The following is a 21,775-nucleotide window of genomic DNA, read 5'->3' on the forward strand; positions in this document are numbered from 1 at the left end:
TCGGGTGCCTCACCGGAGGTGGTGCTGGGGGGAAGCGAGGATCGCCCGCGCTACGGCGGTGACGGCCCCGTCGAACGTGGCGTCGACCCTGTCGCCGGCCGACACGCCGGCCACGCCGAGGATCAGGGACCGCTCCCTGGCGCTCAGCTTCTGACCCACCAGCCGCAGGGCCAGCGCGTCCACGTACGCGCCGGCGGTGGCGGGCGGCCGGGCCACCAGCTTCTCCGGCGGGGTGTAGGTGAAGACGGTACGCCGGCCGGCGAGCAGTTCGCCCGCCTCGTTCCAGCCGTTGACCATGGTGCCGGCGGAGGTCCAGGCCACATAGACGTCCGGGTAGCCGTCGGGGGTGGGCTGGCCCATCGGGTACTGGCCCAGCTCGCGCATCTTGTCGTGGACCTGCCGCAGCCCCCGGGCGTACGGGGTGCGCTTGCTGTCGCCGTTGTCGTGCCTCGGCGACGCCTCCGGGGACACGCCCAGGGCCCGGTACGTGGCGACCAGGTACTCCATCGGCCGGCGTACCTTCTGGCCCACCGCCGCCCAGAACTCCGAGGAGCTGAACAGCGTCATCAGCACCGGCTTGATCATGCCCTTGTTCATGCTGTACGACTTCGCCAGCCGCTCCACCAGGGACTTCGGCGGGGTGTCCGACACGAACCGGGTGGCCAGGCTCTGCGCCACGTACTTCGCGGTCGACGGGTGCAGCGCGATGTACGTCAGGTACGCGTCGATGGCCGCCTCGGCCTTCTTCGGGTCCTTCGAGTTGTTCGCGTGGGTGAAGCCGAGAACCTTCACCTTGCCGACGTAGTGCCGCTCGGGACGGAACACGTACTTGCCGTCGCTGACGCCGCGACCGGTCTGGAGCAGGGCCGCCTGCCGGACGTCCTTCTCGGTGTAGCCGCCGTCGACGCCCACCGAGTACAGCTCCAGGTTCTCCCGGGCCAGGTTCTCGTTGACCGCGTCGGCGCGGGAGTCGTTCTGGTTGAGGTAGAGCAGCAGCGCCGGGTGCCGGTTCGCGGCGAGCAGCATCTCGGGGTAGCTGCCGAGGGCGTGCGCCCGCACGACGTCCCGGTCGAAGGACGCGCGGTAGACCTCGCCGCCGTCGAAGTCCGCGGCGACGTGCAGGAAGTCGTTCCAAAAGTCGACCATGACCTCGAACAGCTGCCGGTTCGACCAGATCTGCCGGGCGACGGTGGCGTCCACCATCTCCTTCTCCGGCTGCGCGCCGCGCTCGTTGAGCTGGTCGCGCTGCTCGCGCAGCTGCGCGGTGCCCAGCTTCAGCGTCGGCAGCTCGGCGAGCTTCAGCTCGGCCTTCGTGGGGGCGATCTTGTCGGGGTCGAGCTGCCAGCGCAGCCAGCCGTCGATGCCCCGATCCTTGATCTCGGCGAGGACCTGCGGGGTGGCGCCGAAGGTGGCCCGCCGGGCCAGGTGCAGCATCGGGTCCTTGGCGAGCACCGTCTTGACGGTCACCTTGGTCTCCGCGGCGGCGGCCGCCGGCCCGGAGAAGGTCCGGCCGCCGGCCGGGGCGTTCTTCTTCAACGCCTCGCCGGCCCGGGAGCCCATGTAGCTCTCGTTCTGCTCGGTGTAGGTGCGCACCGTGCTCGGCTGCTGGCCGCTGGGGCGGGCGGGGGTGCCGTCGGTGACGGTGGTGCCGGTGGCGTCGGCGGCCACCGCCTCGTCGCCGAAGAGGCTGCGGATCTGCGGGGTCATCGCGAGGGCGGCACCGCCGGCCACCACCGCCGCGGTGCCGCCGAGGGCCGCGAGGGCCTTGCGACGGCCGACCTTGCGGCCCGGCTCGTCGCCGTCGTCCAGGTTGGGCAGCCCCGGGCCGGCCGGCGGAGGGCCGGCCTGCCGGGCGAAGCCGTCCGGGCCCACCCACTGCGGGCCGCGCGCGGCCGGCTGCCCGGCGTGGGCGTACTGCCCCCGAGGGTCGGCGGGGTGCGGGCTGCGCGCCTCGTGGCCGTACGGGGTGGAGGGGTGGGCGTCGGCGGCGGGGTACTGACGCCCGTCCCATCCGCGGTCGTCCCGCGGTCGACGTGGTGGCACATTCTGGTCGGCCATGTACCAATCCGTTTCTGCTGCGCCGCGACGACTGGCACCGGGCACGGGGTGCAGGTGCGGCGGCTGGTGCCTGAGGGGGTTGTCACCGGAAGGTAATGAAGCGTTCAGGTGCCTTCAAGCAGCTCCGGAAGCCCCCGGGAGGGCACTTAAGGCGCCGCTCAGCGCGGGTCGGCGGCCCTGGATTTCCGCGCGGCCCGGCACGGACCTCGCGAGCAGGGCGTACGCGGCACGGCACGGCCCGGACGCGACGATTCCGGCCGGACCGGCACGGGACGGCACCTGTATCGGCACAGGCAAATTTAAGGTTCGGCTAAGCCTGCCCTGAGGCGCTCCCCGCTCTCCGGCGGCACGGCCCAGCGTGGCCGGGGCCGGCGCCGGCCGGACGCGCAAAGTAGCAGCAGGACGGGAGCGTGAGCCGCCGCCGCAGCGGGTATGCCGCCGAACCGCTGAACACGTGAGGGGAAGGCACATGCTCAGCAAAGAGGATCAGCGCAGGTTCGAGCAGATCACCCGTCAGCTCCGGGAGAGTGATCCGGCGTTCTTCGCCCGGCTCGACAACCGGGCGCGGGCCCGTCGCGGCCGATGGCTGATGCTGTTGACGATCGTGCTGTGGGCGTCGCTGCCGGCGATGACCGTGCTGGCCGGGCGGCTGGCCGGGGCCGTCTGCGCGGTGGTCCTGGTGGCCAACGCGGCACTCATGTGGCGGTTCCGCCGCCGCTGGCTGTGAGCCGGGGTCCCGTACGCCCTCACCGGGCGAGGAGCCGGTACGCCCGCCGCAGCCGCTCGACCAGGCCGGGCCCGCCGATGGCGGGGGCCGGCGCGCCGAGCTGCCGCAGCAGCAGGTCCGGCCCGGTCGACAGGCTGGGTGGCCGGTCGGGTAGCGGGACCGGCGGCAGCCAGAACCGGTCGACCGCCTCGGCCAGCGGTGCCGCCGGCAGGCCGGCGAGCGCCCGGGCCGCGCCGACCGGCGGGACGTCCACGGTGCCCTGGCCGGCGTCCGGTCCGGCCCGGTCCGCACCGCCGTGCCCGGCACCGTCCGTCGTGGCCGGCATGGCCGTGGAGACGACACCGTCCGCCATGGGCGGCACCGCCTCCGGTGCGGCACCGTCCGTCGTGGACGGTGGGGCCGGCGGCACGACACCGTCGGACGGCACGGCCGGTGGCCGGGCACCGTTCGCCTCCGGCCGGTCGTCGACGCGTGCGGCGCCGGCGCGCAGGACGCGCAGCCGGTCGAGCAGCTGCGTCCGGCTGCGGCCCCGCCAGTGCAGCAACTGGAACGGGTCGGCGTCGAACGCCTCGGCGAGCAGGTAGAACGTGGCCGCGAGGTGCTTGCAGGGAACGGCGAAGTCGGGGCAGCTGCACCGCTGACGCAGTTCCGCGACGCCGGCGGGGAAGAGTGGGGCGCCGGCGCCCGCGAACAGCTCCTCCAGTTCCGGGGGCAGGTCGCCGGCGAGCAGCCGGGCGCTGAAGAACGCCTGGGCGGCCAGTTCCGCCTCGACGCGGGCCCACAGCGCCTCCGGGAACGGCGGCAGGGCGATGCTCACCTCGTACGGCTGCGCGCGCGAGCCCTGCACCTCGGCGTGGACGGTGCCGGGGGCGACGTCCAGGCGGATCACCTGGCCGGCCCGCGCGTACGACCGGCCGCGGGTCAGCCGGGTGCCGAGGGCGAAGGACTCCAGCACCTCCAGGAAGCGCCGCGACCACCAGGACCGGCCGATGGCGCCCCGGGTGCTGCGCGCCCTCAGGCCGCCGTCGACCCGGCGCGGCCGGCCGTAGTCGGCGAAGCGGCCGCTCGCCCCGCTGCCATCCGCCGGCTGCCCGCTCACTCCACCACCGCCCCGGCCTCCAGGGTGAACAGCTCGCGCAGCTGCGTCGTGGACAGCTCGGTGACCCACTGTTCGCCGGTGCCGACGACCGAGGCGGCGAGGCTCCGCTTGTCGGCGATCAGCGCCGCCACCTTCTCCTCCACCGTGCCGGCGCAGACGAACTTGCGGACCTGCACCCGGCGCCGCTGGCCGATCCGGAACGCCCGGTCGGTGGCCTGATCCTCGACGGCGGGGTTCCACCACCGGTCGACGTGCACCACGTGGTTGGCCTCGGTGAGCGTGAGTCCGGTGCCGCCGGCCTTGAGCGACAGGACGAAGATCGCCGGTCCCCCGGGGGACTGGAACCGGGTCACCATGGCGTCCCGGTCGGCCTTGCCGACCCCGCCGTGCAGGAAGAGCACCTCCCGGCCGAACCGGGCCGACAGGTGCCCGCGCAGCATGCCGCCGAACTCGGCGTACTGGGTGAAGAGCAGGGCCCGCTCCCCCGCCGCGAGGACCTCGTCCAGGATCTCCTCCAGGCGGGCCAGCTTGCCGGAGCGGCCGGGCAGCGCCGAGCCGTCGCGCAGCAGTTGCGCGGGGTGGTTGCAGACCTGCTTGAGCCGGGTCATGGCGGCGAGCACCAGCCCACGGCGCTCGATGCCGTCGCTGGACTCGATCCGCGCCATCATGTCGTCGACGATCGCCCGGTAGAGCGAGGCCTGCTCGGCGGTGAGGTTGCAGAGCACCTCCATCTCCAGCTTCTCCGGCAGGTCCGAGATGATCGAGGAGTCGGTCTTGAGGCGGCGCAGCACGAACGGGCCGGTGATCCGGCGCAGCCGCTCGGCCGCCTCGGCGTCGCCGTGCCGCTCGATCGGCTCGGCGTACGTCTTGCGGAAGGTCGCCGCCGGTCCCAGCAGGCCCGGGTTGGCGAACTGCATGATCGACCACAGGTCCGCCAGCCGGTTCTCCACCGGCGTGCCGGTGACGGCGATCCGGTGGCGGGCGGGCAGCGCGCGGACCGCCTCGGCCTGCCGGGTGGCGGCGTTCTTGATCGCCTGGGCCTCGTCGACGACCACCCGCCGCCAGTCGATGCCGGCCAGGTCGACCGCGTCGCGGGCCGCGACGGAATAGGTGGTGAGGACCAGGTCCGCGCCGTGCACGGCCGCGCCGAACGCCTCGCCCCGCGCCCGTTCCGCGCCGTGGTGCACGTGTACGCGCAGCCCCGGCGTGAACCGCGCCGCCTCGCGCTGCCAGTTGCCGACCAGCGACATCGGGCAGACCAGCAGGGTCGGGCCGGCGTCCGGCGGGTCTGCGGCGAGCAGGGCGAGCAGTTGCACCGTCTTGCCCAGCCCCATGTCGTCGGCGAGCACCCCGCCGAGCCCCAGGGACTGGAGGAACGCCAGCCAGGCCAATCCCCGCCGCTGGTACGGCCGCAGCGTGCCGTGGAACGCCGGCGGCGGGTCCAGCGGGGTGAGCCGCCGCTCCACCGCCCCGGCGAGCAGGTCGCCCAGCGCGCCGTCGGCGCTGACCTCCAGCACGGGCAGCGCGTCCGGCTGCCCGGCGTCGGTCAGGCCGAGCCGCAGCAGGTCGGCGACGGTCAGCTCGCCGGAGGAGCGGAGCAGCCGCAGGCCGGCGGCGAGCCGCTTCGGGTCCAGTTCCACCCACCGCCCGCGCAGCCGCACCAGCGGCGTCTTCAGCGCGGCCAGCGACGCCAGCTCCTCGGCGGTGAGCGGCTGGTCGCCGAGGGACACCTCCCAGCGGTAGTCGACGAGGGCGTCCAGCCCGACGCCGCCGGAGGTGGTGGCGACGGTGCCCGGAGCGGTCCGGCTGCGGGCCTGCAACCGGGCGCCGAGCCGGGACGACGGGCGCCGCCACCAGAAGGGCAGCAGCACGGCGAACCCGGCGGCGTGCAGCACCGGGGCGCCCTCGCGCAGGAACCGGTGCGCCCCCTCGACGTCCAACTCCAGGGCCTCCGGGGTGGCCGTACGCAGGGCGGTGTCCAGCTCCGGCCAGAGCCGGCTGGCGCGGCCCAGCTCGGCCAGCAGCGTCTCCTGCGGGTCGTCGCCGCGACCGGCCAGTCCGGCGACGGTCCCCGGCGCCCGCCACACCTGCCCGGCGTCCACGTGCAGGCTCGGCTCGTCGGCGGCCTGGAGGCCGAACTCGACCCGCCACGAGCCGCTCGTCGCGACCGTCGCCGCCGGGTCGGCGGGCACCACGACGACCGGCTCGGTGACCTCGTCGGCCGGGGGCTCGACCAGGCGGAAGCTCGCCCGCACCGCGCCGCCGGCCGCGTCGCGCTGCCAGGCGTCCAGCTCGGCGCGCAGGGTGTCCAGCCCGGCCGGGTCGGCGGCGAACTCCCGCACCGGCCCGGTGAGCGCGGCCAGCCAGGCCGGCACGGCGCCGTTCGGTCGTACGCCCCGGGCCAGCGCGGTCTCCGCCAGGGCGGCCCGGACGGCGGCGTCGGCGAGCGCGTCGAGCGCGTCGGCGACCAGCGCGCCCGGCGCGGTGTCCGGTCCGGACGGCGTGCCCGTGCCGGCGGCGGCACCGGGACGGCCCGGCGCGTCGGGGCCGGTGGCGGCGCGGGCGGCCGGGGGCAGGGCCAGCGCCAGCGCCCGGGCCCACGCGGCGTCCGTGCCCGTGAGCAGCGGTCGCCACACCGCCCGGGCGGTGACCGCACGGTCCGCGCGCTCCTGCGACGGCTCGGTGAGGCCCGGCAGCACCCGGCCCCGGGCCGTCAGGTCCACCGCGAAGTCGGCGAGTTCGGCGAGGTGGCGCAGGGTCGCGCCCGGCACGGCGGCCAACGCGTCGAGGCCGCGCAGCAGGGGCAGGGCGGCGTCGGGGGCGTACCCGAGGACGGGGACCCGCCACCCGGCGAGGGTGACCGCCCCGCGGGCCGCGCCGGCGACCTCGGGACGGACGAGTTCCGGCGAGTCCAGCGGCGCGCCGGCCCGGGTGGGCAGGGTAAGCAGGGCCGTGCCGAGGTCGGTCGGCTCGGCCGTCGCGGCCAGCGCGGCGGCGAGCGTGGCGTGGTCGGCGGCGAACGGGTGCGGCCGTTCCCGGGGCGCCCGGCCCGGGCGGCGCGACGCGTGGACCGGCAGCGTGCTGTCCTCGGCCCAGACGACGAGCCCGACGCCGGAGCGCCAGACCCCGTGGACGACCAGCACGCGTTCCCCTCCTCGCGACGACCCCGGCGAGGATATCGGTCCGGTCCCGGCGGCCCCGACCAGCGCACCGACGGGCCGCCCCGATTGGCGACGGCCGGGAGGCCGGGCCCGTGGTGCGCCGACGGTAGGGTCGGCGCGTGTACGACCTCCTCGTGATCGGCGGTCTCGGCGTCGACGTGCGGGTGCGGGTGCCCGCGATCCCGCTGCCGGCCGTCGACTCCGTCCCCGTCGACCCGATCGACCTGCGGATCGGCAACACCGGCGCCGGGGTGGCGCTCGCGGGGCACGCGCTCGGGCTGCGCGTGGCGGTGATCGACGTCATCGGCGCCGACCCGGCCGGTGACGTGGTCCGGGCCGCGCTGGCCCGCACCGGCGTGCACGCCGTGCTGGGCGACGCCCCGGCCGGCACCCGGCGGTCGGTGAACCTGGTCGACCCGGCCGGACGGCGCATGTCGCTCTACGACCCGCGCCCCTGGCAGGGGCCGCCCCCGTTCCCGGCGGGCGAGGTGACCGCGCTGGCCAGGCGGGCGGCCCACGTCCACCTGTCAATCATGGATTGGACGCTGCCCCTGCTGCCCGCCCTGCGCGCCGCGCTGCCCGACGGGGTCGCCCTCTCCACCGACCTGCACGACTGGGACGGGGCGAACGCCTACCATCGGCCCTTCGCCGAGGTGGCCGACGTCGTCTTCGTCAGTGGTGTTCGGTTGGGCGCGGGGGCCGGCGCGCTCGCCACCGCCCTGGCGCCGCGTACGGTGCTGGTGACCCGGGGCGCGGACGGCGCCGAGGTGCACCACGGTGCGGGCGACCCGACGCCGGTGCCCGCCGCCGCGCCGCCAGCACCGGTCGTCGACACGAACGGGGCGGGGGACGCCTTCGCGGCGGGCGTGATCGCCGGGCGGCTGCGCGGCGCGGCGTTGACGGACGCGGCGTCGTACGCGGCCCGGGTCGCCGCTGCGGCCTGCACCCACGACGGCATGGAGTATCCGCCCGGCCTGCTGCCGCGTCGCTGACGCCGCAGCCCGGCGGCGGGACCGGATCGGACCGGCACGGCGGTCAGACCGCGCCGGTGGCGCCGTCGGTCAGCTCGCGGAGGATGTCGGCGTGCCCGGCGTGCCGGGCGGTCTCCTCGATCATGTGCACCAGGATCCAGCGCAGCGACACCTCGCCGAGCTGCGGGTGCGGCACGACGTGGTCGAGGCCGAACCGGCCGGCGACCTCCCGGGACCGGGCGCAGGCCTGCTCGTACGCGGCGGCGAGCCGCTCGACGGTGTCGTCGTCGGTGAGCGTGAAGCTGGCCAGCGCGTCCTCCTCGGAGGTGAGGTAGACGTCGCCCGGGCCGGGGGCCAGCAGGCACGGAAACCAGTTCCGTTCGACCAGCGTCAGGTGTCTGACGAGGCCGGCGACGGTGGTGGCCGAGGGCACCAGCCGGCGGGCCGCGTCGGCGTCGGAGAGCCCGCGCAGCTTGCGCAGCAGCACCCCCCGGTGGAAGTCGAGGAACGACTCGAGCACGGCCCGCTCGTCGCCGGTGCGGGCCAGCACGGGGCCGAGGGTGGGATCGATCGCCATCTCCGCCATCCACAGACCCTAGTGCCGGGACGTCCCGGCCCGCTGCCCCGCTATCCGCTGCGGGCTCTCCCCGGGCGGGGCAGGATGGGCGCATGGCATCAACGGCAGAGATCCCCCTGGTGGGTGGCGTGGCCGACGGCGAGACCGTCACCGTGGAACTGGACCCCAACGGCCGCCCGCCGCTGACGCATCACCACCTCGGTGCGAAGGGGCTGGCCGAGGCGGAGATCTACGAGCTGGAGTCCGTTGACGTCGAGCCCGACCGGTGGCGCTACCGCTGGCGCGGACCGGCGGTCTGAGCCGGCGGGTCAGCCCGTCGGGGTCAGCCTGCGCGCCCGCAGGCTGTCCAGCACGGAGCGGGTGACCTGCGAGGTCCCCCGGGCCTCGTCGCACACCTCGGCCACCCGCCGGGCGGTGGCCTCGGCCCGCTTGTCCCGCTCGTCCCAGAGCCGGTCGACCTCGGCCAGGAGCGGCCCCTCGACCTCCCGCTCCACGCCGCGCAGCGCCGGCACCCCGAGCCGCTGGGCCAGGTCGAAGACCTTACCGGCGTACGGCAGGGGCAGGAACGGCGTGCCGGCCATCGCGGCGAAGATCAGGAAGTGCAGCCGCATGCCCACGGCCAGGTCGAAGTGGCGCATCAGCCCGAGCACCTGCTGGGGCGAGTAGGTGCCGTGCAGGATCCGGCCCCGCTCGGCGGCGACCATGTGCGACAGGACGCCGTGCGAGTGCCGGATGTCGTCGCGCTCCATCGGGACGAAGAGCACGTAGGCGTCGATCCGGTGCACCAGGAAGTCGCCGATCTGGGCGAGCAGGCGGTGGTAGCCGTCGACGTCGAGCCGCTCGGCGGCCCGGCCCGGCTCCCGTACGCTCATCCCGACCAGCCGCTTGCCGGCCGGCACGCCCTCCTCGCGCAGCAGCGCCGCCGGGAAGTCCTCGGGCTCGATCAGGAACGCCGGATCGGCGGTCACGGTGATCGGGTTGAGCAGCCCGGCCTCCTCCAGCATCATCCGGGACTCCTGGTCGCGTACGGTCACCTGGGTGGCGCTGGCCAGGGTCTCCCGCACCATGCCGGTGTCCACGCCCTCGCTGAGCGGCCCGACCCCCACCGCGTACGTCAGCAGCGGCAGGCCCCGCTCCTGGGCGACCCGGACCACCCGCAGGTAGCGGCGGGCCTCCCGGTCGTAGAGGATGCCGCCGCCGCCGAGGATCAGCACGTCGAGCTGAGCCAGCACGAGCGCCGAGTCGGTCCGGCTGACGCCCTCCCAGGGCACCGCCTCCACGTCGGGGTGGGCGATGCGGGTGTGCTCGGGGTTGCGGGAGAAGACGATGATCCGTCCGTTCGGCTCCTGCTCGCGCAGGTCGGTCAGGAGGCCGCTCAGGATCGCCTCGTCACCGAGGTTGCGACCGCCGTACGAGCCGAGCACACCGATGGTCAGTCCGCCGCCATGCGTCATCCGTCGCTCCTCCCCAGGTGCGTGACGCGGTGGGTTTCCCGTTGGGCGGAGGAACACTCCTGACGCGGCTCAGCCGGCCGGTGGCAGCCGCTTCGTCATCTGCTGGGCGGCCACCCGGTAGCCGAGGCTGTGGTAGAGGTGGATGGCCCCGGTGTTGGACCCGAAGACGTTCAGGCCCAGCTCCGGCACCCCGAGGGTGGCGAGTTCCGCCTCCATGAGCTGGATCATCCGCCGCCCGTACCCCCGTCGGCGATGTCCGGGATGCACCTCTATGTTGTTGACCCACGCGGTGTGCGGCCCGGCGGGGCCGCCGGGGAGCCCGACCCAGATCCACCCCACCTCGACGTCGCCGACCCTGGCGGTGCGGAGCAGGGCACCGGCGCTGTCGACGCCGTCGGGGAGCTGTTCGCGCAGCTGGGTGGTGGCCCGCTCCAGGGCCGCGGCCGGGGGGAGGCCGCGGTCGGCCGTCATCGCCTCGGCGTACGAGCGCACGAGCGGCTCCCGCACCCGCGCGAACTCCTCGGCCGTCATCGGCACCAGTTCCACCACGCCTCCCCTGTGTCGGAATCACCGGTCGACACCGCCGACCAGCCGGGACACGAACGCCACGACCACGTCGTCGGGGTCGAATCCCGCCTCGATGGACGTGCCGAGCAGGTCGAGCAGCAGCCCGTCCACGGCGTAGTGCAGCAGAGCGACCTCGAACGCGCCACCCGGTAAGCCGGAGGCGAGGTGGAACGCGACGTCGTCGCGGTAGCCCCGACGCAGGGTGTCACCGAGGATCCGGGCCAGGTCGGGCCGGCGGGCCGCCTCCAGCCGCAGCTCGATCAGGGCCCGGGTGAGGTCGGGCTGCCGGGTGGTCCGCTCGACGATGTAGCGCAGGTAGTCGGTGAACAGCTCCAGCGACGGCTCACGGGCGCCCAGCTCGGCCAGGACATGCTCGTCGGGGGCGAACCGCTCCATGATCCGCTCGCCGAGGGCGCCGAGCAGCGCGTCGCGGGAGCGGAAGTAGTTGGAGGCGGTGCCGGTCGGCACCCCCGCCTCGGCGTCGACCGCCCGGTGGGTGAGCCCCCGCGCCCCGGTGGCCGCCAGCACCCGCAACCCCGCGTCGGCCAGCGCCGCCCGTCGTTCCACGTTCCTCGCCATGAGAACACCGTAGCAACAACCACTACGTGTGTAGTAACTTCATCCACGACATCAGTAGTGATTGGGGAACGGTTTGCGCAAGCTCGTGTACTACGTCGCCAGCACCCTCGACGGCTTCATCGCCGCCCCCGACGGGTCGTACGACTTCTTCCCGCTGGACCCCGACCTGGCCGCCCACCTGGCGGCCGACTGGTCCCAGACGCTCCCGACGTTCGCCCACCCGCAGTTCGGCATCGACGAGCCGACGGGCCGCTTCGACGCGGTGGTGATGGGCCGGGCCACCTACGACCCGGCGCTGAAGATGGGCGTCACGAGCCCGTACGCGCACCTGAAGCAGTACGTCTTCTCCCGCACCCTGCCGCCGGCCGCCGAGCCGGAGGTGGAGATCGTCTCCACCGACCCGGTGGACTTCGTCCGGGAGCTGAAGAGCCGACCCGGCCGCGACATCTGGCTCTGCGGCGGCGCCCAGCTCGCCGGCCAGCTCCTGCCCGAGGTCGACGAGCTGATCATCAAGCTCAATCCGTACGTGGTCGGCAGCGGCATCCCGCTCACCGCCCGGGGGTTCGATCCGCGCCGGTTCGACCTGGTCGACACCCGCCCGTTCGCCAGCGGGGTCGTCATCCTCCACTACGCCCGCCCCGAGGCCGCGTAGCCGTTCGACGTCGGCGTCAGCCGGGCGGCGACACCGGATGGGTCAGGAACGGCAGGACGGCGGCGGGCAGCGCCGGCGAGGCGACGATGTCGTAGTGGGTGAGCCCCGGCAGCACGGCGAGCCGGGACGCCGGCCGGTCGGTGCCGTCCCAGCCGGCGTCCCGGTGGCCGCCGCCGAGCAGCCCGAAGAACTCCACCATGTGCGCGCAGCTGACCGAGTCGCCGTCGGCGAAGACGAGCAGGGTGGGCACGGTGAGGGCGGCCACCTCGGCCGACCAGTCGTAGTCGCGCCGCAGCAGCTCGCCGGTCCTCGCCCAGAGCCGCGCCCAGTCCCCCGGCCGGGGTGCGATGCGGGCGTAGAGCTCGTGCGGCGGGGTGCCGCGCATCCGTTCGCCCGCCGCCTCGTCGGGCTCGGGCATGCCCGCCAGCACCTCCGGATACCAGCCCTGCCGCCTGCACGGCGCGGAGACGACGACCAGCCGGCGGACCAGCGCCGGGTGCTGGATCGCCGTACGCAACGCCACGCCGCCGCCGAGCGAATAGCCCATCACGTCGGCCTCGGCCAGGCCGAGCTGGTCGATCAACGCGGCGACGTCGTCGGCCATCGACTCGTAGCGCAGCGGGCGGTCCACGTCGGCGGTGCGCCCGTGGCCCTGGAGGTCGACCGCGATCACCCGTCGGCGCGCGGCCAGCGCCGGCAGGACCGCCGCGAACATCTCCACCGACCCGAAGCCGCCGTGCAGCAACAGCAGCGGGCGGCCGGTGCCGTGCTCCTCGTGCCACAGGCGCAGCCCGTGGACCTCCGCGTAGCTCACCGCACCATCCAACCCCGGCCGTACGACGTCCGCAGGCCGTCCGGCGCTTCTCCCCGTGGTGACGGCCCCGGCGGGCTACAGCCGCTTGCGCATCTGGATCGCGGTCGCCTCGAAGCCCATCTGCTCGTAGAGCGTGCGCGCCGGCAGGTTGAAGCCGAAGACGCTCAGGCCGATCGAGCGGACCCCCCACTCCCGGCAGCGCTGTTCGACGGCCTGGAGCATGGCCCGCCCGTAGCCCCTGCGCCGCAGGTCCGGCCGCACCTTGAAGTCGTAGCCGAAGGCGTGTGGACCGTTTGACTTCTGTTCGACGTGCAGCCACAGCATGCCGACCTCGTCGTCGCCGTCGTAGGCCGTCCAGAAGTGGTGCCCCGGCGTCGCCAGACCGTCGGGCAGCAGCTTCGCGTAGTCCTCCTGCGCCTTCGCCTCGGCCTCCGGCGCCGGCATCGCGCCGGAGTCGGCGATGTTCCGCGCGTAGCTCGCCTCCGCCTGCTGCCGGTACCGGAGGTACTGCTCGACGGTCATCGACTCAAGTCTCAGCGTCACCCTGACACCGTATTTCAGCCGTCCGGCCCGGACCGTCCGGCATGGACAAACAGGACTCACGTTCTGCTTGCCGGTTCCGACCGGCGCTCATCCGCCGCCGACGTCCGTGCCGGCGCCGGGTCAGCCCGGCCGGACGCACGGGTCGGTGACCGTGTAGGTCGGACTCTGTGCCGTGCGACCGTCCCCGGCGGTCGCCCGTACCGACCAGGTCAACGTCGGCGCGCGCAGCCGCCCGACGCTCACCCGAGCGGCCGAACCGTCCACCGTCATCGCCCGGACCGACGTCCTGCCCCCGCTGGGCGTCCAGCGAACCTCGGCGCCGCCGAGCGCGGCACTGCCGGTGGCCTGCACCACGAGGGTGTACGTGTCGGAGCCGCACCGCACGTGGGCGGTGGCGGAGACCGTGAACGCCGCGGCGACCTGCGGTGCGGCGGTCGGCCGGGGCACGGCCGGAGGCCTGGACGGCGCCCCGGTCGGCGACGGCGCGGGGCCACCCGGCACGGCGTCGGGCGCGTCGGTCCGGGCGGACCCGTCACCGTCCCCCGGCGCGACCACGGGCCCGGGCGTCGGACCGGCGGCGCCGGCCGGCGGCGGTTCGGCGGCCCGCGTGCCGGTGCTCGTGGCCGACGGCGGCGCGGCGGCGGGCGTAGCCGGAGCGCCGGCCGCCGGTCCGCGCGTCTCCGACACCGGCTGGCCGGAGGCGTCCCGCGCGGCGGTCGGACGCCCGGGTGCCAGCGCCCAGGTCCCGAGCGCGGCGAGGAGGACCAGCAGCGCCACGGTCGCGGCCATCCGCCGACGGTGCCGCTTACGGTTCGCAGGCGAGGTCGTCCGCACCGGATGCGCCGCACCGCGTGCCGCCACCACACCGTCCGGATCCGCCGCCACACCACCCGAGGACCCCGGATCGACCGACGACGCCGGATCGGCCGGATCGGCGGACGGCGTTGGAGCGGCCGGATCGGCGGACAGCGTCGGATCGGCCGGGGCGGCCGACGGCGCCGGGGCGGCCGGCGTGGGGTCGGCCGTGACCGCACCCGCCGGGTCGGCCTCCGCGCCGGGCGCCGGATCGGCCCCGACGCCGGTCGCCCAGGTCTCGGCCAGTCGCGGCCACACCGTGTCGGCGGCGACCAGGAAGGCCGGTGCCGTGTACGCCGACAGCAGCGCGGCCGGGCTCAGCTGTTCCCGCCGGAGCAGCCCGCACACCGCGCAGCTCTCGATGTGCCGGGAGACCCGCTTGCGCAGCGTCGGGGTGAGCCGGCCCTGCCAGCCGTCGATCAGGCCGGCGAGGGTCGGGCAGTCCCGGGCCCCGGTGCGGGCCACCAGCAGCGCCCCCAACGCCCGTTCGAGCTGCGAGCGGGCGCGCGACAGGCGGGCGTGCGCGTGGTTCGCGGGCACCCCGAGGGCCGTGCCGATGTCGGCGGACGACAGGTCGTGGCGGATCGCCAGGTGGACCACCTCACGGTCGCCCGGGTTCAGCGCGGCGACCGCCGTGTGCACCAGGTCGCGTACCTGCTCGGCGTTGACGCCCGCGCCCGGATCGGCGATGTCGGCCGCCGGTTCGTCGGCCTCCTCCAGCGGCAGGGAGCGGGACCGGTCCCGGAGCTGCCGGAGGCACTCGTTGCGCACGATCGCGTACAACCAGGAGCGCAACCGGTCGGGCTCCCGGAGCTGGCCGATGCGCTGGCTGGCCGCGAGGAACGCGTCGTGGACGGCGTCCGCGGCGGCCTCCGGTTCGCGCAGCATGGTGCGGGCGTACGTGTACAGCCGGTCGGCGTAGCGCCGGTACATGCCCTCCAGCCCGGCCCGCTCGCCGCGCCGCAGCGCCTCGACCAGTGTGGAGTCGTCCTGTGCCGCCGTGTCCATCCGTGTCCCTCGCTGCTCGTCGAGGGTCCAGTAAAGCGGCGGAACTTTTTTCTCCGGAGTTTCTGTTGGCATCCCGACCCGCCCCGACTCCTACCGGTGTCATCGCGACGAACAACCCGAAGGGAAGACACCATGCGAGAAGGATCGAAGAACATCCGCTGGGCGCGTCGGACGGCCACCGTGGGCGGGGCCGCGCTGAGCGCGCTCGTACTCGGCCAGCTTGCCCTCGCCGGGCCGGTGGCGGCGGTGCCCGGCCTGAGCATCAAGACGACGACCGGCCCCAGCAACAGCAGCGCGAAGACGCAGAACACGACCTGCCCGGCCGGCACCAAGGTCATCGGCGGCGGTGGCGCGATCACCGGTTCCGGCCTCGGGCAGGTCGGCATGGACATCATGCGGCCGCTGATCGGCGGGGACGCGTACTCGGTGACCGGCCGGGAGGACGAGAACGGCGTCGGCGGCAACTGGGCGGTCACGGCGAACGCGATCTGCGCCACGCCGCCGGCCGGTCTGGTGATGGTGTCCGGCAGTTCGGCGCCCAGCTTCGGCACGTCGAACTGGTTCGAGAAGTCCTGCCCGGCCGGCAAGCACGCCATCGGGGTCGGTGGCGCGGTCGTCGGGGCGGCGAACAGCGAGGTCGTCCTGGAGGACCTGCGCATCCACCAGAACAGCGTCGTCGTGGCGGGCGCCGAGGACGGCACGGGCTTCGCCGACACGTGGTGGCTGGACGCCACCGCGATCTGCGCCGACCCGCTGCCCGGCGAGCAGCGCGTGATCGACGACAGCGTCTACAGCTCCGCCGCCACCCGGTCGATCACGGCCACCTGCCCCGCCGGCAAGCGGGTCCACGGGGTGGGCGGCGAGATCCTCGGCGGCGACGGGCAGGTGCGCCTGACCCAGATGCGGGCCACCACGTCGACCACCGTGACCGTCTCCGCCGCCGAGGACGAGGACGGCTTCAGCAGCAACTGGAAGGTGCGCGCGTACGCCGTCTGCGCGAGCTGACCCGACAGGGGGCCGCCGATGACTACGGCGGCCCCCTGTCGCGCTCGCCTGCTCGCACTGCGACGGCCTGGGTGACCTGCTGGTCGGGCTCGCTCCTGTGGTGGCTCTTCGCTACAACGGGTACGAGCCCGGCCAGGCTGCGTGGCCGGGCTAATCGGTTGGCACCGCGCGGCCCCGCCGCACTACCGTGCCGGTCGTGCCCATCCACGATGACGAGGTCCGCGCCACCGTCGGTCAGGTGCGCCGCCTGGTGGCGGCCCAGTGCCCGCAGTGGGCCGACCTTCCCGTGACGGCCCTGGCCGGGGAGTTGGAGGGCACCGACCACGTCCTGTTCCGGATCGGCGGCGACCTCGTCGCCCGGATGCCCAAGATTGCCACGGCGGTCGACCAGGCCGATTCCGACGCCCGATGGCTGCCCGTGCTGGCGCCCCACCTACCCGTACGGATCCCCGTTCCGATGCACCTCGGTGAGCCGGGCGCGGAGTACCCGTGGCGGTGGACGGTGGTGCCGTGGATCCCGGGAGACACGCCGCCCCGGCTCGGCTGCGACGACGTACCCCTGGCCCGCGAGGTCGCGGCCTTCGTCCGGGCCCTGCACCGGGTGGAGGCCGCCGGGGGCCTGGTCAAGCCACCGGGTTCCCGCGGATCCGCACTGCGTCACGTCGACGCGGGCGTCCGCCGGGTGCTGCCCCGCCTCGCCGAGCATGACGACGGCTTCGACGTGGCCGAGGCCGAGGCCGCGTGGGACGCCTGCCTCGCCGCTCCCGACTGGGACCGGGACCCCGTGTGGATCCACGGCGACCTCCAGCCGGGCAACCTGATCACCGACGCCGGCCGACTGGTCGCGGTCGTCGACTTCGGCGCACTCGGGGTCGGCGACCCGGCGCCGGACGTGGCACCGGCCCTCTGGACCTTCACCGGCGCGGCGCGGGACGCGTACCGGAAGGCAGTCGGGTACGACGACGCCACCTGGCGCCGCGCCTGCGGCTGGGCCCTCGCACCGTCGTTGACCGGCGTCGACTACTACCGGCACAGCTTTCCCCGGATGGCCGAGCACGGCCGCCGGATGGTCCGCGCGGTGATCGCCGAACTGGTGTGAGCGCGACCGCCAGCCGGGTGGCTCCGCGCTCAACGACGAACTGATCCCCTTTGCCCCGCCTCGCAAGCGGTGCGTCGGTCCGCTGGCCTAGGGTCCCTGGGGTGGTCATGAGCGCGCAGGACGTCGTGGGCGTGATCGAGTCGGACCCGGGAGCGATGAGAGTCCTTCGGGCTACGGCCGACCTCGGAATACCGGACTGGTGGATCGGTGCCGGCTTCGTACGCAATCGCGTCTGGGACGCGATCAGCAACCTCCCGGTCTCGCCGGAGCGCGACGTGGATGTCGCCTACTTCGACCCGGAAAAGCTGGACCCGCGCGAGGACGCACGCGTCGAAGCCCGAGCCATGGCGGCCCTGCCTGGGGTGCCGTGGGAGATTCGTAATCAAGCACGGATGCATCTGCGCAATGGCGATGAGCCCTACACGTCCGTCTTGGACGCGATATCGCGCTGGCCCGAAACGGCGACGTGCGTCGCGGTTACTCTTCGGGGTGACTCCGTTCGCCTGGTGTCCTGCCACGGGCTGGCTGACCTTGTGGGAATGGTCGTCCGCCCCTCTCCAGCCTTCGACAACGCAGCGGGCCGCGCGAAGGTACAGCGCCGCGTGGAGGTCAAGGGATGGCTCGACCGATGGGCCGGACTGCGGCTAGAGATCTAGCTGTACTGCCCAGGCAGGTTGGTTGAGGTTGTGTGACGACACGACGTAGATAGACGTGATGACGAAGGCCTCCGGTTGTGGAGTGGAGCTGTCTAGGAACCGCTCCGCCAACCAGGAGGCCTTCGTGTCCCACGCTAACGCCGCTTTGACTCCTCGTGCACGTCTTCGCCTGGCGCGTTTGATCGTGGATGAGGGCTGGCCGGTCGCCCGTGCCGCGGAACGCTATGACGTGTCCTGGCCGACGGCGAAGCGGTGGGCGCTGCGCTATGCCGAGATGTGCATGTGTCATCTGTGATCTTCGAGGGCCTAGCCGGCGGGTGTCCGTGTCAGGACGCCCTCTGATCAGCGGAAGGGCGCTCGGCACTGCCGCGGCCGTGCTGGTTCACGGGCGAGCAATCACGATGGCTTCGTGTGGGCGATCGAACCAGTCGCGATCAAGACGGATACCGGTACGGCGCTCGACGGCAGCGAGCATTCCTGCCACCCGTAGACCGGGAGTCCGCATGGCGTCGTAGAGATCAGCAAGCTCGGCGTCGAGCGCGTCGGGTCTGACTCCTGCACGTGGCCAGCCAGTTTCCGTCGTGGTGATGAGCTCGCCCTGTGTGGCAAAGCTGAACCGTGTCATCGCGTCGACATCCCACCAGGCACTGTGAACCTTCGCGTCGATGCTGAGCGCCCGCAGCACCTCCGGGCGGGTGCCCTGGAAGCCGTTGTTCTCGAAGATGGTGACAGCAGGGCCTGCCTGATCGAGATGCAGGACCCATCCGTCGTTCGGGCCGATCTCGTAGGCTTCGGACAGGTCGAGCACTTCGAGATCGTCGGGGTCGCCACCAAGGCGGGACGCGACGTCCTCGAGGGTCAGGGCAGCGCCGAGCGGCTGTGTCACCGTCCAGCACATCGCCACCGGCAGTCCAGTGGTCTCAAGGTCTTTGTAGTAGGCAAGAACGTCGGAAAGCACGCGGCCATTGTCGATCGCTCCCGACGGGCGCGCGGCCTCCTCCCAACCTCCCGTAGCGTCCGAGGTCACTTCAGCGGACTGGCGCCGCGAACACATCGAGCGGATCGCGGCAGATCCGGATGTTCAGTCGCGAGGGCCGCCCGACGCGTACTGCTGTTGGTCCGAGAGATCAGGAGGACAACTCGTACTCCTCCGCAAGTTGCTCGGCGTAGCTACGTACCAGGCCGTCACCGGTGGCGCGTACCCGCCGGACCAACTCAGCTGCTTCACCGGTCGCACCCCGGTCCGACAGCAGCGCAGCGAGCAGGCATCGGCAACGGTTCTCCAGCAGCGCGGCACCTCGACGTAGCACGGCCTCCGCTTCGACCTGTCGCTGTGGCGCCGTCAGCAAGAGCGCGCCGAGGATCGGCAGAGCACCGGTGTCGCCGGCCTCCATCTGGCGACGGCGATGCTCCATCGCCTCATTGAGCTCGCCGGGCTCGCCGTGGTTGCGCAGGAAGGCTGCATACATCGTCAACGCGTTGACGTCGCCGGACTCGATGCCCTTCGTGAACAAAACGCGAGCTTCGGCCGTGTCTCCCTGCCGGGTGCGCAGCGCCGCCAGAGACGCCATCGACTGAACGTCACCGGCCGTGATCGCCGCCCGATATACGGCCTCCATCGCAGCGGGGTCCTCCCGGATACCGGGCCAGTTGACCAGCTTCACGACGGCCCGGTCGTCTCCGGCTTCTGCCGCCTTGCGGTATAGGGCCTCTGCGATAGCGTGCTCGCCCTCGGCCGACATCTCCTCCGCGGCCCGGACCAGAGCAGCGATCGCCCGTGGCCGCCTCGCTCTGCGGAACGCCACACGCGCGAACTCTGCGGCGAACGTTTCGGCGTAGGAGGACGACAAGCGATCGACGATGGCTGCCCATCGCGCCCGTGAACCCATACCGCCGATTCTGGCAACACCGTGCATGTCGCAGTATCCGCGGTTCTGCGTTGCGCATGGATCCGGACTACCCCCGATGCGTCCAGCGACGCGAGTCCTCTACGCACTCATCTCGGCAGAGCCGTGAGCGGCTGCTCGAGTTGGCACTGACATACGAGCGGTGGGTCACGTGCGGGGATAACTGGTGATGCCGTCCAGGATCGTGATCAGGGTGTGATGGAAGGTTTCCTCGGCGTCGAGGTGGGCGCCGTCGATGACGAGCCGGGCGACGGTGGGATAGCGGCCTGTTTCGAGCATGCGTGTCAGGTAGGGCCCGAGGGCAGCCTGCCAAGCGGACACGTCGGTGCCGGTGGAACGGGCGGTGCGTCGCTCGGTGATCTCCCTGCGGACCGCTCCGACGACGAACGCGTTGAGGGCGTCCACCGCCCGCTGCAGATCGTCGACGCCGCGCACGCCGGGGGCCTGGCTGAGCGCCGCCGCGGTCGATTCGCCCACGGCGAGCGCGTGAGGTCCTATGTGCGGCCTTGCGCCGAGCAGGTCGGCGAACCACTCATGGTCAAGGGCGGCTTCGCGGGTCGCCCGGGCGAGGGCCAGCACCGTGGCGCGCCACTCGGAGTGCTGGTCGGCCTCGGCGATCTCGGCGTACACGGTGTCGACCATCAGATCGAGCAGTTCGGATCTGTTGATCACGTAGTCGTAGAGCCTCATCGGACCGACGCCGAGCTCTTTGGCGATCTTGCGTACCGACAGCCCGTCGAGACCGTGTGCGTCGGCGAGCCGGATTGCCGTGGCGGCGATCTTCGCGCGGCTCAGCGGCACCGGCGCCGCCCGGGGCTGGGGCTCGGGCCGTTCCCAGACGGGCAGGAATGCGTTACCGTACGGCGTATCCATAAGATACACCGTACGGTAACGGAGATGACGATGCGAATCGCGATCGCCGGCGGTGGCCTCGGCGGCCTGACGCTGGCCCGGATCCTGCACCGGCATGGCATCGGCGCGGTGGTGTACGAACGCGAGGCGAGCCGATCCGCGCGATCGCAGGGCGGATCGCTCGACCTGCACCCGGAGTCCGGGCAACAGGCCCTGGCCGATGCGGGCCTCGCCGACCGGTTCCGGTCCGAGGCGCGGCCCGAGGGCGAGGAACATCGCATCCTCGACCCGGCCGGACGCACCCTCGTGCACCACAAACCACAACCCGGCTCGTTCTCCGGACGCCCCGAGATCGACCGCGGCGCACTGCGTGATCTTCTGCTCGATTCGCTGCCCGCCGACACGGTCGTGTGGCAGCGCCGGCTCGTCGCGGCGACGCCACAACCAGACGGAGGCTTCGGGCTGACGTTCGATGGCGGCCACCGCGCCGACTGCGACGTGCTCATCGGCGCGGACGGCGCACGCTCGGTCGTCCGGTCGCTGCTGACCGACGCGAGGCTGTCCTCCGTGGCCACCTTGGTGGAGCTGAGCGTCCACGACGCCGACCGGCGCCACCCGGATCTCGCCGATCTGGTCGGCCCCGGAAACCTGTGGTGCATCGGCGTGAACCAGATCCTGGCAGCACAACGCCTCGGCGACGGCAGCATCCGAGTCGGCATCTCCCTACGCGCGGACGATCGCCCCCTGTACACCTACCGCAGCAAGCGCGCTCTGCTGGACATGTTCGATGGCTGGGACCCCAGCCTCACCGCACTCATCGAAGCCGGCGACGGCCCGCCGAACCCACGCAGGATCGAGACGATGCCCACCGTTACACGCTGGGCCCACCAGCCGGGCATCACCCTCATCGGTGACGCCGCGCACCTCATGCCGCCGGTCGGCGAGGGCGCCAACCAAGCCATGCTCGACGCCGCCGAACTCGCCGCCGAACTCGCCACCAACCCCGCCGACCCCGACTCGGCGATCCGGACGTACGAGGAGGCGATGTTCACCAGGATCCACCCGATCTCCGAGATGTCCGCACGGGTCCAGGCAATGATGCTCTCCCCCACCGCGGCCGACGACATCGTCCGCTTCTTCACGCCAGGGCCTACCGAGCCGGCACCCGCAGTGGGCGGGCCCTAGGCTTGC

21 protein-coding genes and 1 pseudogene are annotated in these 21,775 nt (G+C 73.3%); 9 read left to right on the plus strand and 13 right to left on the minus strand.

Going from position 1 to position 21,775, the window contains the following annotated elements; all coding sequences use genetic code 11:
• Window positions 1–9: 9 nt before the first annotated feature.
• Window positions 10–2,058, minus strand: a complete 2,049-nt coding sequence (locus ACTMS2_RS09055) for a DUF1800 domain-containing protein (protein WP_441174999.1) — start codon at window positions 2,056–2,058, stop codon at window positions 10–12.
• Window positions 2,059–2,527: 469 nt separating this feature from the next.
• Between ACTMS2_RS09055 and ACTMS2_RS09060 the strand changes: the two genes are divergently transcribed.
• Complete coding sequence (locus ACTMS2_RS09060; RefSeq protein WP_121400370.1) at window positions 2,528–2,785, plus strand: DUF3040 domain-containing protein; 258 nt, start codon at window positions 2,528–2,530, stop codon at window positions 2,783–2,785.
• A gap of 19 nt (window positions 2,786–2,804) precedes the next feature.
• Here ACTMS2_RS09060 and ACTMS2_RS09065 read toward each other — a convergent pair whose 3' ends face one another.
• The gene (locus ACTMS2_RS09065; protein ID WP_441175000.1) at window positions 2,805–3,884 is read right to left on the minus strand and encodes an SWIM zinc finger family protein; all 1,080 of its coding nucleotides are present in this window, start codon (window positions 3,882–3,884) and stop codon (window positions 2,805–2,807) included.
• Entirely contained in the window at window positions 3,881–7,027 is a 3,147-nt protein-coding gene (locus ACTMS2_RS09070) for a DEAD/DEAH box helicase (RefSeq protein WP_441175001.1), read from the minus strand. Before ACTMS2_RS09070 ends, ACTMS2_RS09065 begins: the two co-directional genes overlap by 4 nt.
• A gap of 137 nt (window positions 7,028–7,164) precedes the next feature.
• Between ACTMS2_RS09070 and ACTMS2_RS09075 the strand changes: the two genes are divergently transcribed.
• Window positions 7,165–8,037 (plus strand): carbohydrate kinase family protein, encoded by an 873-nt coding sequence (locus ACTMS2_RS09075; RefSeq protein ID WP_441175002.1) that lies wholly within the window; start codon window positions 7,165–7,167, stop codon window positions 8,035–8,037.
• A 43-nt stretch (window positions 8,038–8,080) separates the two neighbouring features.
• On the opposite strand, the gene ACTMS2_RS09080 is transcribed toward ACTMS2_RS09075, so the two are convergent.
• Complete coding sequence (locus ACTMS2_RS09080; protein WP_441175003.1) at window positions 8,081–8,602, minus strand: DinB family protein; 522 nt, start codon at window positions 8,600–8,602, stop codon at window positions 8,081–8,083.
• Window positions 8,603–8,685: 83 nt separating this feature from the next.
• Between ACTMS2_RS09080 and ACTMS2_RS09085 the strand changes: the two genes are divergently transcribed.
• Window positions 8,686–8,892, plus strand: a complete 207-nt coding sequence (locus tag ACTMS2_RS09085) for a hypothetical protein (RefSeq protein WP_363900404.1) — start codon at window positions 8,686–8,688, stop codon at window positions 8,890–8,892.
• Between the two features lie 9 nt (window positions 8,893–8,901).
• Here the strand turns inward: ACTMS2_RS09085 and ACTMS2_RS09090 are convergent, their stop codons facing one another.
• From ACTMS2_RS09090 to ACTMS2_RS09100, 3 genes are all read right to left on the minus strand, one after another.
• On the minus strand, window positions 8,902–10,047 hold the full coding sequence (locus ACTMS2_RS09090) for a polysaccharide pyruvyl transferase family protein (RefSeq protein WP_441175004.1): 1,146 nt from the start codon (window positions 10,045–10,047) through the stop codon (window positions 8,902–8,904).
• Window positions 10,048–10,116: 69 nt separating this feature from the next.
• Window positions 10,117–10,593 (minus strand): GNAT family N-acetyltransferase, encoded by a 477-nt coding sequence (locus ACTMS2_RS09095; RefSeq protein WP_441175005.1) that lies wholly within the window; start codon window positions 10,591–10,593, stop codon window positions 10,117–10,119.
• A gap of 21 nt (window positions 10,594–10,614) precedes the next feature.
• Complete coding sequence (locus ACTMS2_RS09100) at window positions 10,615–11,193, minus strand: TetR/AcrR family transcriptional regulator (protein WP_250100953.1); 579 nt, start codon at window positions 11,191–11,193, stop codon at window positions 10,615–10,617.
• A gap of 73 nt (window positions 11,194–11,266) precedes the next feature.
• Between ACTMS2_RS09100 and ACTMS2_RS09105 the strand changes: the two genes are divergently transcribed.
• Window positions 11,267–11,845, plus strand: coding sequence for a dihydrofolate reductase family protein (locus ACTMS2_RS09105; protein WP_441175006.1), 579 nt, complete (start codon window positions 11,267–11,269; stop codon window positions 11,843–11,845).
• A gap of 16 nt (window positions 11,846–11,861) precedes the next feature.
• Here the strand turns inward: ACTMS2_RS09105 and ACTMS2_RS09110 are convergent, their stop codons facing one another.
• The 3 genes from ACTMS2_RS09110 to ACTMS2_RS09120 all read right to left on the minus strand — a co-directional run bounded on the left by ACTMS2_RS09110 (window position 11,862) and on the right by ACTMS2_RS09120 (window position 15,065).
• Window positions 11,862–12,659, minus strand: coding sequence for an alpha/beta fold hydrolase (locus tag ACTMS2_RS09110; protein ID WP_357659506.1), 798 nt, complete (start codon window positions 12,657–12,659; stop codon window positions 11,862–11,864).
• 75 nt (window positions 12,660–12,734) lie between these two features.
• Window positions 12,735–13,202: a GNAT family N-acetyltransferase gene (locus ACTMS2_RS09115; RefSeq protein ID WP_441175007.1), complete on the minus strand. Its 468-nt coding sequence runs from the start codon at window positions 13,200–13,202 to the stop codon at window positions 12,735–12,737.
• 120 nt (window positions 13,203–13,322) lie between these two features.
• Window positions 13,323–15,065, minus strand: a complete 1,743-nt coding sequence (locus tag ACTMS2_RS09120; protein ID WP_441175008.1) for a sigma-70 family RNA polymerase sigma factor — start codon at window positions 15,063–15,065, stop codon at window positions 13,323–13,325.
• A 132-nt stretch (window positions 15,066–15,197) separates the two neighbouring features.
• Between ACTMS2_RS09120 and ACTMS2_RS09125 the strand changes: the two genes are divergently transcribed.
• The 4 genes and pseudogenes from ACTMS2_RS09125 to ACTMS2_RS09140 all read left to right on the plus strand — a co-directional run.
• Window positions 15,198–16,070, plus strand: coding sequence for a hypothetical protein (locus ACTMS2_RS09125; RefSeq protein ID WP_441175009.1), 873 nt, complete (start codon window positions 15,198–15,200; stop codon window positions 16,068–16,070).
• 196 nt (window positions 16,071–16,266) lie between these two features.
• Entirely contained in the window at window positions 16,267–17,169 is a 903-nt protein-coding gene (locus ACTMS2_RS09130; RefSeq protein WP_441175010.1) for an aminoglycoside phosphotransferase family protein, read from the plus strand.
• 107 nt (window positions 17,170–17,276) lie between these two features.
• A complete protein-coding gene (locus ACTMS2_RS09135; protein ID WP_363900379.1) occupies window positions 17,277–17,825 on the plus strand; it encodes a nucleotidyltransferase family protein in 549 nt (182 codons plus the stop codon).
• A 124-nt stretch (window positions 17,826–17,949) separates the two neighbouring features.
• A pseudogene (locus ACTMS2_RS09140) lies at window positions 17,950–18,093 on the plus strand (helix-turn-helix domain-containing protein); the annotation flags it as partial.
• Between the two features lie 114 nt (window positions 18,094–18,207).
• On the opposite strand, the gene ACTMS2_RS09145 reads toward ACTMS2_RS09140, so the two are convergent.
• The 3 genes from ACTMS2_RS09145 to ACTMS2_RS09155 all read right to left on the minus strand — a co-directional run bounded on the left by ACTMS2_RS09145 (window position 18,208) and on the right by ACTMS2_RS09155 (window position 20,605).
• Window positions 18,208–18,783 carry a DUF6461 domain-containing protein gene (locus tag ACTMS2_RS09145; RefSeq protein WP_441175011.1) on the minus strand — a complete coding sequence of 192 codons (576 nt, stop codon included), beginning with the start codon at window positions 18,781–18,783 and terminating at the stop codon, window positions 18,208–18,210.
• A 169-nt stretch (window positions 18,784–18,952) separates the two neighbouring features.
• Entirely contained in the window at window positions 18,953–19,714 is a 762-nt protein-coding gene (locus ACTMS2_RS09150; protein ID WP_441175012.1) for a hypothetical protein, read from the minus strand.
• Between the two features lie 165 nt (window positions 19,715–19,879).
• Entirely contained in the window at window positions 19,880–20,605 is a 726-nt protein-coding gene (locus ACTMS2_RS09155; RefSeq protein WP_441175013.1) for a TetR/AcrR family transcriptional regulator C-terminal domain-containing protein, read from the minus strand.
• 24 nt (window positions 20,606–20,629) lie between these two features.
• On the opposite strand from ACTMS2_RS09155, the gene ACTMS2_RS09160 reads away from it, so the two are divergent.
• Window positions 20,630–21,769, plus strand: a complete 1,140-nt coding sequence (locus ACTMS2_RS09160) for an FAD-dependent oxidoreductase (protein ID WP_441175014.1) — start codon at window positions 20,630–20,632, stop codon at window positions 21,767–21,769.
• Window positions 21,770–21,775: the final 6 nt, after the last annotated feature.

It is taken from the genome of Micromonospora sp. SD12 (assembly GCF_052068495.1).
GTDB classification, from domain to species: Bacteria; Actinomycetota; Actinomycetes; order Mycobacteriales; family Micromonosporaceae; genus Micromonospora; species Micromonospora echinofusca.

Coding starts and splice junctions, on each gene's coding strand:
- ACTMS2_RS09060 (WP_121400370.1), top strand. CDS start 2,528: ATGCTCAGCAAAGAGGATCAGCGCAGGTTCGAGCAGATCACCCGTCAG.
- ACTMS2_RS09090 (WP_441175004.1), bottom strand. CDS start 10,047: ATGACGCATGGCGGCGGACTGACCATCGGTGTGCTCGGCTCGTACGGC.
- ACTMS2_RS09100 (WP_250100953.1), bottom strand. CDS start 11,193: ATGGCGAGGAACGTGGAACGACGGGCGGCGCTGGCCGACGCGGGGTTG.
- ACTMS2_RS09080 (WP_441175003.1), bottom strand. CDS start 8,602: ATGGCGGAGATGGCGATCGATCCCACCCTCGGCCCCGTGCTGGCCCGC.
- ACTMS2_RS09155 (WP_441175013.1), bottom strand. CDS start 20,605: ATGGATACGCCGTACGGTAACGCATTCCTGCCCGTCTGGGAACGGCCC.
- ACTMS2_RS09085 (WP_363900404.1), top strand. CDS start 8,686: ATGGCATCAACGGCAGAGATCCCCCTGGTGGGTGGCGTGGCCGACGGC.
- ACTMS2_RS09160 (WP_441175014.1), top strand. CDS start 20,630: ATGACGATGCGAATCGCGATCGCCGGCGGTGGCCTCGGCGGCCTGACG.
- ACTMS2_RS09125 (WP_441175009.1), top strand. CDS start 15,198: ATGCGAGAAGGATCGAAGAACATCCGCTGGGCGCGTCGGACGGCCACC.
- ACTMS2_RS09135 (WP_363900379.1), top strand. CDS start 17,277: ATGAGCGCGCAGGACGTCGTGGGCGTGATCGAGTCGGACCCGGGAGCG.
- ACTMS2_RS09120 (WP_441175008.1), bottom strand. CDS start 15,065: ATGGACACGGCGGCACAGGACGACTCCACACTGGTCGAGGCGCTGCGG.
- ACTMS2_RS09055 (WP_441174999.1), bottom strand. CDS start 2,058: ATGGCCGACCAGAATGTGCCACCACGTCGACCGCGGGACGACCGCGGA.
- ACTMS2_RS09150 (WP_441175012.1), bottom strand. CDS start 19,714: ATGGGTTCACGGGCGCGATGGGCAGCCATCGTCGATCGCTTGTCGTCC.